This window comes from Thermodesulfobacteriota bacterium (assembly GCA_035559815.1).
GTDB lineage: Bacteria > Desulfobacterota_D > UBA1144 > Nemesobacterales > CSP1-2 > DATMAT01.
In genome coordinates, this window is sequence record DATMAT010000065.1 from 1 (window position 1) to 13640 (window position 13640).

Below are 13640 nucleotides of genomic sequence, written 5' to 3' on the forward strand. Positions count from 1 at the left end.
CGCTACTCCAAAGAGAGCTATGAATCCTACTGAAGCGGAGACGCTTAAATAAAGCCCGGAGATGAAAAGAGCCAGTACCCCGCCGATAATGGCAAACGGAATGTTCATTATAATAAGGAGGGCGTTCTTAATAGAATTAAATGTGCTGAAGAGAAGAATGAATATGAGTAAGATCACCAGAGGCACCACGATATAGAGCCTAGCCATAGCCCTCTGCTGGTTCTCAAACTGTCCGCCCCAATCAATGAAATACCCCGGCGGAAGCTGTACTTGGGCGGCTATCTTTTTTTGAGCCTCATCAACAAAACCTCCGATGTCCCTACCTGAAACGTTGCACTCAATCACAATTCTTCGCTGTCCATTTTCCCTGCTTATCTGGGCCGGGCCTTCTTCGAGGTAGACCCCGGCCAACTGTTCAAGAGGAATGCGGGCGCCGTTTGGAGCGCTTACCAGTATATTCTTGATAGTGTTTACGTCTTTTCTGACATCCTCAGGAAATCTAACCAAGACTCCGAACCTTCTTTGTCCTTCGAATACCTCTGTTGCAACTTTACCTCCAATTGCCGTTTCAACTATCTCCTGAATGTCTGAGACGTTTATTCCGTATCTGGCTATTTGAGACCTGTCTATATCTATCTGAAGGTATTGAAGACCGTGGACACGTTCAACGTTTAAATCCTCAACTCCTTTGATTTGCGAGACTACTCCTCTGATTTCATCGGCCTTGTTTTTCAAGACATCCATATCTTCGCCAAAGAGTTTTATGGCAATCTGGGCTTTTACGCCTGATATGAGCTCATCAACCCTGAGGGCAATGGGCTGAGAGAAACTATAGGCTACACCAGGAATCAGAGCCAGTTCCTCTCTCATCTTTGCGGCCAACTCTTCACTGGTCTCCGCCGTTTTCCAATCACTTTGAGGCTTGAGGTTCACGAGAATATCGCTTATTTCTACCCCCATTGGGTCCGAAGCTATCTCTGCGCGCCCGGTTTTAGATACCACCGTCTCGACCTCTGGAAATTTTATAAGTGCTCTTTCGATTTGACCTGAAACCTGAAGGGACTCGGTGAGTGAAATACTCGGAAGGCGAAATGCCTGTATGGCGACTGAGCCTTCATTCAGTTGCGGCAAGAATTCCGTCCCAATAAAAGGGAATAGGGAAAGGTTCAGTACAAGCGCTGCCACCGCTCCTCCTACTACGAGCTTTCTACGACCAAGGGCTTTCTTCAAGATCGGGATGTAGAGGTTCTTAAGAGAATTGATAATCCTGTTTGATAGCGATTCAAACAGTCTGCCCAATCTATTAAAGAGACCGATATTTGTAAAACTGGAGCGTCCTTCTCCGAGCAGAAAAGTACAGAGTATAGGTATCACGGTTAGAGAAAAAATCAGCGACCCCAAGAGGGCGAAACTAACAGTGAAAGCCATGGGGGAGAACATCTTTCCCTCGATGCCCTGAAGCGTAAAAAGCGGAAGGAATACCACTATGATTATTGAGATTCCAAAGACAATTGGTCTACCCACCTCTTTAGCGGCTTCGAGCACAGTATGTACTATGTTTTCTCTCGCTTCCGGGTTTTCTTCCAGGTGGCGATAAACGTTCTCAACCATAACCACTGCGCCGTCAACGAGCATACCGATCCCTATGGCAAGCCCGCCAAGAGACATGAGATTTGCAGAGAGATGAAACCATTCCATCATGATGAATGTAAAAAGGGCGGAAAGAGGTAAAACGGTTCCGACAATCAGAGCGGAACGGAAATTTCCCAGGAACAGAAGGAGAACAAGGAAAATGAAAATCGCTCCTTCTTCAAGCGCTTTTGTAACGGTCTTAATCGCTCTCTTTACCAGGTCAGTCCTGTCGTAAAAGGGCTTAATACTTACACCCGGAGGAAGCGACTTTTGAATCTCATCTACTTTTTCTTTTACCTTCGTTACCACTTCTCTTCCGCTTGCCCCTTTAAGCATCAATGTTATTCCGGTTACTACCTCACCCTCGCCGTCCTTGGTAACCGCTCCCTGTCTTATTTCCGGACCGACTGTTACATCGGCTACATCTTTCACGTATATTGGAGTCCCATCGTGCGATGTGATGATTATGTTTCTTAAATCCTCGGTTGTCTTAACCAAACCTAATCCGCGGACTATATACTGCTCCGAGTTATGCTCTATGAAGTTTCCTCCGGCATTGGCGTTATTTTTCTCTACTGCCTCAAAAACCTCCCGGAGTGTTAGGTTATGGCTTATGAGCTTCTGAGGATTGATGAGAACGTGGTACTGCTTTACAAACCCGCCGAAGCTGTTTACATCGGTTACACCTGGAACGGTGCGGAGAATCGGTCTGATAATCCAGTCCTGTATCGTGCGGAGTTCAATCGGGCTGTAACCATCGCCTTCAACGACGTATTGGTAAATCTCCCCAAGACCGGTAGAAATCGGCCCCATCTCCGGGTCAACCCCTGGAGGCAGGTTCTCTTTCGCGCCCTGAAGCCTCTCAAATACGAGCTGTCTTGCAAAGTAGATATCTACATCATCCTCAAACACTACCGTGACCACAGAAAGTCCAATCTTTGAAAGCGACCTCACCTCTGTTACCCTTGGAAGGCCGGTCATGGTTACTTCGATAGGGAAACTGACCAGCCTTTCAACCTCGGTAGGTGCCATCCCTTCAGCCTGGGTTATTATCTGAACCTGTATATTTGTAACATCAGGAAAAGCATCGATGGGAAGCTTTTTGGCTGAATAAATACCTAGACCTATAATTAGGACTGTAAAAACCATAACCAGGAATCTCTGCTCAAGGGCAAACGTTATGATCCTATCTATCATCTCAATGTTCCTCCCCTATCTCACCCTTTTGAGCTTCGGATTTAAGCAGAAAACTCCCTTTAGTAACTATCTTTTCACCCGCTTTAATGCCCTCTACTACTTGATAGAAGCTATCAACCTGTCTTCCCAGTGAAACCTCTCTTTTCTCAAACCCACCATTGCCTTTATCAATAAACACAATCTTTTTATTCCCATCTGTTTGAACCGCTTCTCCCGGAATCGCCAGGACATTCGTAACAACATCCGTGGTTATGAAAACCGTAGCGAACATCTCAGGCTTAAGTTTCCCCAAGGAGTTATCGACCTCTGTACGAACCCTTACAGTGCGCGTGGAAGGGTCGATCTGGTCTCCTATGTATGTAACGATGCCTTTAAACATATCGTCGGGATATGGAGAGACTCTTACCTCTACAGGAAGCCCGGTCTTAACCTGAGGAATATCCTTTTCAGGAACGTCGGCTATGGACCAGAGCGTTGACAGGTCTGCAACAGTAAATAGATTTGTGGCTGGTTCAATGACTTCACCAAGAGTAGCGTGCCTCTCTACCACCGTTCCGGAAAATGGGGCTCTGACTGCAACCTTGGATCTGATTATGTGCTCACTCCCGATACGCTTTACCTCTTCTTCACTCAATCCCAAAAGGTGAAGCCTGTCTTCGGCCGCTTTGAACTCTGCTCTTACATTCAGATATTCGGCCTCACGCTTTTGATATTCTCCAAGGGATATGGCCTTTCCTTCTAGGAGTTTCTTTGCTCTTTGATAGGATTTTGCCTCTGCAAGAAGATTTGCTTTTGCCTTGAGATACTCCGATTGTGCCGTTCCTAACTCCGTGCTGTCTATCACAGCAAGTCTGTCGCCCTCTTTCACCTTATCGCCTAGGTTGGCTATAACCTCATCGATCTTTCCAGGGACACGGGAGCCAACATGGGCAAGTTTGTTTTCATTAAACTGAATTTTCCCCGGCGCTTGCAGAATGCTCTTGAGAGACTTTAAAGAGACCTCTTCAATCTTTAGGTTTGCCGATTGTATTGATTTAGGGTCGAGATTGATTTGATTTGAATGTGCCTCGTCGTGCACCTCTTTCTCATTATCAGCCTCCCCTTCTCCACCACATGAGGCGAAGGAGATCAAAGATACTGAAGCCAAGGCAATTAAAATTAGTTTTTTGGTCGTCATCACATCTCACCTCCGGCAATTTTCTCTAATGAGATTTCCGCCATATAAAACTCAAAAAGAACTTGATAATATTCCCTGAGTGTGTCGCGATAGGTTCTCAAGGCATCAAGTACATCTAAAAGACCTATCTCGCCTTGTTCGTAGCTAAACTGTGCTATCTCCAGTGACCGCTTTGCCCGACCTAATAGCTCGGTCGAATATATCTTTGACTGTTCGAATGCCACCTTATAGTTCTTGTATTGATCTTCGAGGCGGTTCCCGATTTCAATTTCTAGGAGTTTCAGGTCAAAAGAGGCCTTGCGTTCCTCAGCCCTTGCACTCTGGATACCTCCCTGGTTTTGGTACCAGAGCGGGATGCTTATACCGATTCCGCCTCCTAGAGCGGTTTTGTCAATCTCCCTATCGTAAAAACCCTGAAGGAAAATATCGGGAACAATCAGATGTTTTTGCTCTAGTAGCGAAAACCCAGTGCGCTTGACTTCAACTTTTTGGGCTTTTAGTTGAGGGTTAAAATCGGCAACTTTCTCGGCTATTTGTTCTAATCCGGATATAGTGGAAGGGGGTGTAAGTTCACCGTCTATATCAAAATCCTTTTCTAAAGAATTACCGAGAAACCTGTTTAAAATTGACTTTACTGCGCTTAAATTTGTCTCGGCGCGAATTAGCTCTCTCTCGAACTTTAAAGTCTCGACCCTAGATTTAATAAAATCCAGTTCTCTTGATTCGCCAAGCTCAACCCTACGCTCAATAATGGAGAGAAGGGTTTTACTGGTATCTAGATTTTGCCTCGCAATCTCTACATCTTTCTTAGCAAGGAGAGTCGCATAGTAAAGTTGCTTGGTAGTAAAAATAAGCTCTACCCTTACAGCCTCTTTTTCAAATTCGGTGACCTTTACTTCTTCCTCGGCAGCCTTCCTTCTATAGAGACGCTTTAAGGGCCATTCAATGGGCTGTATGACTGCTATACCGTACTCTGCTTCGGAACTATTGTCCTCGCGTGATTTACCTTTATCTAAGGAAAACTCTACTTCCGGGTTTGGGTAAGCCTTTGCTGCTCTAAGCTCTCCTTTCGCAATATCAATGCTGGAGATCGCTGAAGGTACAGACGGATTTTTCTCAGTGGCTAATTTTATTAACTCGTTGATTGTATATTCTCTCTGAATCCGATTTTCAGCAGCGGATATTTGACAATTTGCCAGAGATAAACTACTAGATATAAGACAGAGAAATAAAACAATAGTTTTAAATGGCACTTCTAATCTCCTTTGAAATTGATTTCGTTTAGAATGGAAAAGGTGAGTTCGATATAACTTTCAAAGACTGAGAAATAACCGTAGCAGAGGTTTTTAAACCTATAAACAGTGTAAGTCTAGAATGTAGTGAGAATGGTTAAGTAAATAAACGCTACAACTATTCTCCGGAGTCGAACCCACTTTATATAAGGGTTCTTGGAGGGTTAAAGATGGATTTTATTAGATTATTTTCTGGTATAGAATAATTAAAAGATATTGTTAAAGATGGAGTATCTTCCTTAATTAAAGGTTTAATGCTTTCGGATTTAACGAAATTATGCAAACAAGAACTGCCTATGTGACAATGACTGATTGGAACTGGAACTTCCGAAGAGGAATTTTGCTTAGAGTTACCAGCTTGAGAAAAAAGGCAATGCTTATACGAAAGGCAATCTTTATGAGGATAGTTAGATAAGTACGGGTTTTCACAAATTGTCGAGGATAGGAAAAAGGCTAGAAACATGGTTAGAGATAAAAGCAACTTTTTCGAGGTACTATTCTTCGTAGTCAGATCCGTCATTCCAATTTAATTGTTGGACGCTTAAATTTCAGAATAAGTTAAACGTTGTTTCATTAAACGTCAAGATGTGACCTTCCCCCCGTATTTCATACCACGGCAAGTGAGAGTTTCCGTTTCATTTTATCATTCTCAAGCTTTTGTTCAAAACTCAACCTGAATGCATCCGGCGTCATGTACCCAAGGGAGCTGTGGGGGCGGGTAGTGTTGTAGTCCACACGCCATGATTTTATAATTCTTCTAGCTTCCTCAAGGCTCACAAACCAGTGCTGGTTTAAGCACTCATCCCTCAGCTTTCCATTGAAGCTCTCTATATAGGCATTCTGCACTGGTCTGCCCGGATCAATAAAATGCAGCTTAACCCCTGCCGGTTTAGACCACTTGAGCATAGCCTTGCTCGTGAATTCCGGGCCGTTGTCCATTACCAGCACTCCCGGAAGGCCTCTTTCTTCTTTTAGCCACCTTAATGTGCGTATTACACGCTCACCGGTAATTCCCCTGTCCACTTCAATAGCAACACACTCACGGGTGAAATCATCCACGACGGTTAATACCCTGAACTTTCTGCCGTCACAAAGACTATCGCTCATAAAATCCATACTCCAACGCTCATTTGGTTCACCGGGAATTAACGGTACGACCGCCCTGTTATTTACCCCTCGCTTTTTCCCCCTCTTGCGGGGAAGCTGTAAACCCTCTTCCCTATACATCCTCTCAACCCGTTTATGGTTCACCTGACCTAGCTCTTGTCTCAACAGCACTGTCAGCCTGGGCGCTCCGAAACGGGGGCGCTGTGCGGCTAATATCCTCAGACGCTCACGAACACCCTCGTCATCCTTAGTCCTGGGCTTGTATCTATACGTCCCTCTACCCAGGCCCGCCAACTTGCATGACCGCCGCTCGCTCAGCCCCTCTGACTTCATTACTGTCACCGCTTCCCTCTGCTGAGTACGGCTTAGTACTTTTTTTCAAGCGCTGCTTTTAGTGCCCGTATATCCAGGGCCTGCTCCCCAATGATTTGCTTCAACCGTTGGTTCTCTTCCTCAAGGAATTTTAACCGCTCGGCTTCTGGTACGTTCATGCCGCCATACTTGCTCCTCCAGCGGTAAAACGTCTGCTCGCTTATCCCGTACTTCCGGCATAACTCGGGAACCTTCAACCCTGATTCTTCCTCCCTCAGCACCTTGATGATCTGTTCTTCCGTGTATCGCCTCTTACGCATGTTCTCCTCCTATCTTTTTATTCTTACCGGGGAGAACTCTCATTTACAATGGACTAGTTTCTGGGGGGAAGGTCATGCAGACTTTGTGTCCATCACTATTACTTAGGATTCATCTAACTTATTTATCAAGGAGAATCTCAAATTAGAGTAAACGGAAAGATTGTGCTACCTAATCTCAAACCGGATTTTGCCCAAATTCCCGTAATTGGCGACGTAATTACCCGGTTTCCCCGGAAGCATCTTTCCCAGGACACCGGTGATGAGTATTTGTCCGGGTTTTATTTCCCAGCCTTGATTCACCAAGAAATTCACTAGCCAAAGAGCAGCCTCCCATTGATCCCCTAGAGCATCCGACCCCTTGCCTTGGTTGACCAACTGGCCGTCTAAAGAGAGGGCAACAGTTAAATCGTTGGGGTTTAGTCCATTCAATCCCTTTTCCTGACCTACGATAAACTGAGTAGCCGATACATTGCTTGCTATAATGTCCACTGCCTTGAGCTTCTTTAAATCCTCATAGCCCAGGTCGGGAAGCTCGATTACGGGCATGATTGCTTTGATATGCCAACGAAGCTCAGAAACATCTTCAATTTGGCGTGTTATAGGCCTTCCCACCATGAAACCGATCTCTGTCTCTATCATGAGTGTTTTGAAATCGGAGATACTTATGACCGCTTTATCGCCTTTCTTTCCGGATTCAAAGAGCACGCCGGCGACTGGAAATTCCACCCCGAATTTCCTCTGAATCTCTGGAGAGGTGAGCCCGGCTTTGAACCCGGCAATTTTATCGTTAACCAGCCATTTCCGAACATAGGCTTTCTGTACCTCGTACGCGGTTTGTATATCCAGTTCAGGATAGCGGACGGAAAGAACCGGTATGGGTTGATTTTGGCCCTCCGCTTTTATTAAAATTTCTGCCAACTCATGTACATCGGCCCATGCGGTCGAAGTGATCAGTATAGCGAGTAACAAGAATGTGTATATGAATCTATTTTGCTTCATAAGTTTGCTACTCCGAATTTATCTTAGTCAAGCATACAGGTCGTATTATACTTCATCACGAACTTGTCCCAAATAGGTGATTGCCACGCCGCCAAAAGGAGACGGCAATGACGGCGTAAAAGGATTTTCCCTTTTCCCACTTTGCGGGAAGGAGAACTGAGGAAAATCCGTTTGTCATGAGCCTACCCAGCTTGATAAGGACGAACACCGCTCTTACTAAACAAAACACCATGCTTCGACAGGCTCAGCATGAGCGGATGCATTCATCCGCTAAAGATGAGAAATAAAAAAACACCCGTTCATTCTGAGCGCGGTCGAAGAATGAACTCCTTATGCCTTGAATTCATACTTTAACCCTCAGACGATGACTTCACCAGGTTAATTAAAGCCCTCCATTCGATTTATCCGTTATCCGTTTTCCTTCTGGCGAAAAAAGGTCGAGCGAGCCTATAACTGCCCCGGCAACGATAAGCAACATGGCCAATCCGGAGACCCAGGTAAGCCGGCGTCCGCCCATAAAGACCAGCACCAGTGTTGAAGTAAGCGGCGTTATATAGGCAAGGGAGCCGATGATGCGAGGGTCGCCGCGTTTAAGGGCGGCGTCCCAGGTAAAGAAGGCTGCTCCCATCGGCCCTGCGCCTAGGAGTAGTAGCAGTATCCAGTCCTGACTGCTCAGAGAAAAGTTTGATTGGTTATTGAGTGATTCTAGTAAATAAACCAGAAGCGATAGAAGGCCCGAGAATAAGCAGAATGCCCCGACCGCGGCGGTGGGAAAGGGCGGCAACCTCTTTGTAAGTAAAGAATAACTTGACCAGGCCAGGGCTGCTCCTGCGGCAAGGAGGTAACCTTTGAGGTTAGCCAAATCCAGGCTCAAATGTCCTCCGGTTACGATAAGTCCGGCTCCGATAAGTCCGATTGTGGCACCGCTTAGATGATGGAGACGAAGGGCGTAACCGTGAAGATATAACGGCGATAGTAAAACGATCAGCAACGGCCAGAGGTAGTTTATCAGATTAGCTTCGACGGCCGGGGCATAACGAAAGGCGGTGAAGTATAGAAAATGGTATCCGAAGATTCCTCCGATCCCTACGGCTAATGTTTTCAAAGGAATTCGCCAGGAGCGGAGCTTCACCGCCCCTATCACCCCGCTCGTGCAAAGCGCAATGCCTACTAACAGAAACGGGGGCACATGATTTAATTTCGCGGCAAAATATGCCAGAAAGCTCCAAAGTGAGATGGTGATGAAGGCAAAGATGGTTGCGGAGTAGGGCATCGTATTTTTAGAACGGGCCGTATCTAAGATGTATTGAAGCCATCAGCCGTCGAAGAATATTTAACGTCTTAAGATGCTTCGCTTCACTCAGCATGACAACCAAAGACCATTTATCCGTTATGAGTCTCGGGGTGGTTTCTCATTTGGGTTTTACAAACTCTAAAACATAGGGTCCGAATACAATAATCCCTACTACCGCCGCAGCTATACTGGCAATTAAAACACCGGCAGCGGAGATATCCTTGGCTTTGCCGATAAGCTCGTTGGGGTCCGGAGACACAGCATCCCCCATAAACTCCAGAGCGGTATTTAGCGCCTCCGCCGTCCACACTATGGAGATGGCGAAAACTATGAAGCACCACTCCGTTTTTGTAATTCCGAAATAGAATCCGGCAGCACATACAACCAATGTGGCCAGGGCATGGATTCTGGCGTTATGCTGGGTACGAACTAAAAGCACAATGCCGTAGAAGGCGTATTTGAAACTTTTGATCCTGGATTCGATTGAAAAACCTTTGTTGTCGGACATCACAAAATTGTCATGTGTAAACTAAAGTATAAGCGTCGTGCCTACACTGCCTGGTATAAAGGCTTCGGGCAAGGCGCGGGCGATTTGATGTATGGCAGACCAGCCGGTGCAGTGCCCGGGCATTATGTAACGGGGATTTATTTCTTTAAGCGCATCGATTGTATTTGGTATGATCTTCTCGAAAAGGCCGCCGGTTAGATGAAAGCCCCCGATTACCGCATAAACTTTCGTGATACCGGTTAATGCCTGGGCGTTACGAATAACGTTAATTACCCCGGAATGGCCGCACCCGGTGACAATTACCAGGCCTTTATCCCGCACGTTGGCGATGGCACATTGGTCATCCAGGATGAAAGGGTCGGGCTCCCAGGAATCATGGCGTTTGGCAAAATGGGTGGGTAAGCCTTTCTCGAACTCGCTGGTACGCGGAATCTCGCCGGAGACCAAGACCATATTATCGACGAGCATGGAAGGCTTTGTATCCTGGATGATTTCTACGTTCTCCTGTCTTAAATCGGCGATCCTGGGTGCGGGGAGACGGATTTCGTTCCCACCGGCAAGGGTGACCTTCCTCTCCAGATAAACGTCGGGATGGAGGACCAGTGGGACATTTTTAGCCCCTTTTCGGTTGACTATACCGGCCAGGCCGTTTGCATGGTCGGCATGGCCGTGGCTCAAGATTATGGCCTGAATATCGGAGATATTTATCTCCATCGCATCCATGTTGTGCAGTATACCGGTGCGGCTTACGCCGGTATCGAAGAGGACGGTCCCTTCTTTATCGCCTCGCTTGACTTTAATCAAAGCAGAGAAACCATGCTCGGCTATGGGCAGTGAGTCCTCGAAAGGATTTGGTCCCAACGGAAAGCGTTTAACTATATCCGAGCTCACCATCAGCATATCAAAGCTGTTGTCCACGATTACCGAGACCCTTACTTCATCTACTTCTGGCGGGGTGATTTTTGTTCGGGACATTTTTCCTCCTCCTTTTCTCTTCAGTTTTAACACCTGGTATGATTTCACTTCTAATATAACACAGTTAAGCATCGTCTTACGAGTATCGATCATAAGAGTAAGATTATGGGTTCCGGAAATACTGCTCCATGCTTGTTAATTGGGTACTATATGGATAAAATAGAAAATAAAATCAGCTTGAACACCGAGGTATCGGATGTCCAGAGGTTCCGACCGCGAAGAGGTATTGAAGGTAAACCAGAAGTTTTATGAGGCCCTGGGCAGAAGGGATTTGGAGCTGATGGATACGGTCTGGGTGAAGGATTCAAGGGCGGGCTGCGTGCATCCGGGCTGGATTATGCTCCAGGGATGGGAGGCAATAAGACAGAGCTGGGAAAATGTATTCGACCCCAGGGACCAGTTAAACATAAGGCTTTCTAATGTTAATGTGGAGGTAAGGGGAGACGTGGCCTGGGTTACGTGCATACAGGAGCTTATATACATAAAGAGAAACCCAATAATGATGAACATATCCCAGTCAACAAACATATTCGAACGCCACGAATCCGGTTGGCTGATGGTTCTTCACCATGCCTCTCCTATACCGGTAACCTATCCAGAACCGGAAGAGACCCAGTTGCAGTAAGAACCATTACAATTTCCCACTTTTTATTGAGCTCTCGGTACAAACTTGTCCAAAATAGGGATCGATTCGCTTATAGTGAGGGCATAGAAGGGATTTCCCTTTTCGACAATTTAGGGAAAGAGGAACTTAGGGAAAGCCCTTAGCCCTTAGCCCAGCCTGTCTTGAGTTTTGTTGAAGGAGATCGAAGGGCGTTCATGGTTCGACTCCGCTCACCATGAAGAGGTGATTAAACTCTCTGCAAGATTCCTTCACCCTGAGTCCTTCGGCGTAGTTTATCTTGGCTTCGACCTCGCTCAGCATAAACTAAGCCGAAAGGCTCAGGATAAACTACGTCAAGTGAGTAGGGTTAAAACGCTATTTCGACGAATAGGGTAAGGACAGCACTTGCATAGCGAGCATAAAAGGGACCCGATCTTTGGACGTTTTTATCTACCGAAAGGCTTTGTTTTCTAGAATGAGCAGTTGATTTCTAATTATTTTGCACAGCACTGCTCCTTCTAGACCTGGGGGATAACCCCTTTATATGTCTATTTTTTAAGAACCTATGCTTAAACGTTAAGCAGGGATTCTTCCAATTTATTCCCCATAAACCTCAATGGCAAATTTCTTTGGGTAGTTGTGGGCACCTTGGGAGTGGTATGTTGTTTGCCTAGCTAGGTTTTATTCCTGAATGAATATCGTTGATTTACTGAGGGTATTTTAAAACGGGGTAAAAATGAGATTCGACCATTACCAAGTTGAGGGATTTTACGACGAGATGTTTGAAGAGATGGGTGCGCTCCGTCCATGGTATCGATCGCTCAAGGGGTGCGTCGAAAAATTGGGGCCGGAGGAGTTAACCCGGAGGCAGCATACCGCTGAAAGAACGCTTTTGGCCATGGGCATTACTTTTAACGTCTATAAAGAAGAAGGCACCGAGCATATTTTCCCTTTTGACATAATTCCGCGGATTATCGACGCCTCGGAGTGGAACCAAATTGAAAGAGGGCTTCAACAGAGAATATACGCCCTGAATCTCTTTATAGACGATGTCTATCACCGGCAGAAGATCGTAAAGGATGGTGTAATCCCGTCTGAGCTTATCGAATCCTGCAAGAGCTTCCTTAAACCGTTCATAGGGTTCAGCCCTCCAAGAGGGATTTGGTGTCACATTACCGGCACCGATTTGATCCGCAACAAAGACGGGAGGTTTTACGTGCTGGAGGATAATCTCCGATGCCCTTCGGGGGTTGCCTACGTGCTGGAAAATCGGGAGATAATGAAGCGGACTTTCCCGGAGGTTTTTGAAGAGCTGGGCATCAGGCCGGTATATGATTATCCCATTCGCTTGTTGGAAATGCTTCAGCACGTTTCCAACGTGCCCAATCCTACGATTGCCTTGCTTACGCCGGGCATTTACAACTCGGCCTACTTCGAGCATTCCTTTCTGGCCCAACAAATGGGGGTCGAGCTGGTAGAGGGCACCGATTTGGTGTTAAACGACGGATATGTGGAGATGAGGACTACCAAGGGACCGCGACGGGTTGACGTCATATATCGCCGCCTCAACGAAGAATTTTTGGACCCGCTACTGTTTAGGTCGGATTCTCTAATCGGGGTGCCCGGTATCTTTGAAGCATATAGGAAGGGCCGAGTCTCTTTAGTGAATGCCCTCGGTACCGGCGTAGCCGACGATAAGGTTATTTATGCCTACGTGCCGGCTATTATCAAATACTATTTGAATGAAGATATCATCTTGCCCAATATCCCCACGTATGTTTGCTGGGACAAAAAGGAGAGACAATACGTGCTTGAGCACATCGACGAATTGGTGGTGAAGGAGGCCAACGAGGCCGGGGGTTATGGAATGTTAATCGGGCCGCACTCCACAAAATCCGAGCAGGAGGAGTTCAAAAAGAGAATCGAGGCTAATCCCAGGACGTACATAGCGCAGCCTACTATCAGTTTTTCCAGGGTCCCCACGATAGTGGATGGCCATTTTGAGGGGCGGCACGTTGACCTAAGGCCCTTTATTCTTTACGGCGAGAGCATCTATGTGATGCCGGGAGGACTGGCCAGGGTTGCCTTGAGAAAAGGTTCATTAGTGGTCAACTCTTCGCAGGGAGGGGGAAGTAAGGACACGTGGGTATTGCGTTAGTCTAGAATTTTTCGGCCACTAAGGCACCAAGACACAAAGGAAGAGAATGAGCTTAAACAAGAATT

10 protein-coding genes are annotated in these 13640 nt (G+C 46.4%); 2 read left to right on the forward strand and 8 right to left on the reverse strand.

Annotated features, from left to right (window positions below):
* The 8 genes from VNN20_15780 to VNN20_15815 form a co-directional block, all read right to left on the reverse strand.
* On the reverse strand, positions 1-2829 hold a 2829-nt coding region (locus tag VNN20_15780; GenBank protein HWP93651.1), incomplete at its 3' end, for a CusA/CzcA family heavy metal efflux RND transporter.
* A 1-nt stretch (position 2830) separates the two neighbouring features.
* The gene (locus tag VNN20_15785; GenBank protein HWP93652.1) at positions 2831-4006 is read right to left on the reverse strand and encodes an efflux RND transporter periplasmic adaptor subunit; all 1176 of its coding nucleotides are present in this window, start codon (positions 4004-4006) and stop codon (positions 2831-2833) included.
* The gene (locus VNN20_15790; GenBank protein ID HWP93653.1) at positions 4006-5259 is read right to left on the reverse strand and encodes a TolC family protein; all 1254 of its coding nucleotides are present in this window, start codon (positions 5257-5259) and stop codon (positions 4006-4008) included. The genes VNN20_15785 and VNN20_15790 overlap by 1 nt, the downstream gene beginning before the upstream one ends.
* 645 nt (positions 5260-5904) lie before the next feature.
* A protein-coding gene (locus VNN20_15795; protein HWP93654.1) for an IS3 family transposase occupies positions 5905-7037 on the reverse strand; the annotation gives its coding sequence in 2 pieces (ribosomal slippage) (positions 5905-6785 and positions 6785-7037; 1134 coding nt in all).
* A 165-nt stretch (positions 7038-7202) separates the two neighbouring features.
* On the reverse strand, positions 7203-8036 hold the full coding sequence (locus VNN20_15800; protein ID HWP93655.1) for a fumarylacetoacetate hydrolase family protein: 834 nt from the start codon (positions 8034-8036) through the stop codon (positions 7203-7205).
* A gap of 382 nt (positions 8037-8418) precedes the next feature.
* Positions 8419-9309: a DMT family transporter gene (locus tag VNN20_15805; GenBank protein HWP93656.1), complete on the reverse strand. Its 891-nt coding sequence runs from the start codon at positions 9307-9309 to the stop codon at positions 8419-8421.
* A 139-nt stretch (positions 9310-9448) separates the two neighbouring features.
* Positions 9449-9838 (reverse strand): diacylglycerol kinase family protein, encoded by a 390-nt coding sequence (locus tag VNN20_15810; GenBank protein ID HWP93657.1) that lies wholly within the window; start codon positions 9836-9838, stop codon positions 9449-9451.
* 21 nt (positions 9839-9859) lie between these two features.
* Entirely contained in the window at positions 9860-10813 is a 954-nt protein-coding gene (locus tag VNN20_15815; protein HWP93658.1) for an MBL fold metallo-hydrolase, read from the reverse strand.
* Positions 10814-11009: 196 nt separating this feature from the next.
* Here VNN20_15815 and VNN20_15820 point away from each other — a divergent pair, with 196 nt between their 5' ends.
* Both VNN20_15820 and VNN20_15825 read left to right on the forward strand, forming a co-directional pair.
* Positions 11010-11438 carry a nuclear transport factor 2 family protein gene (locus tag VNN20_15820; protein ID HWP93659.1) on the forward strand — a complete coding sequence of 143 codons (429 nt, stop codon included), beginning with the start codon at positions 11010-11012 and terminating at the stop codon, positions 11436-11438.
* A 715-nt stretch (positions 11439-12153) separates the two neighbouring features.
* A complete protein-coding gene (locus VNN20_15825) occupies positions 12154-13575 on the forward strand; it encodes a circularly permuted type 2 ATP-grasp protein (GenBank protein HWP93660.1) in 1422 nt (473 codons plus the stop codon).
* Positions 13576-13640: the final 65 nt, after the last annotated feature.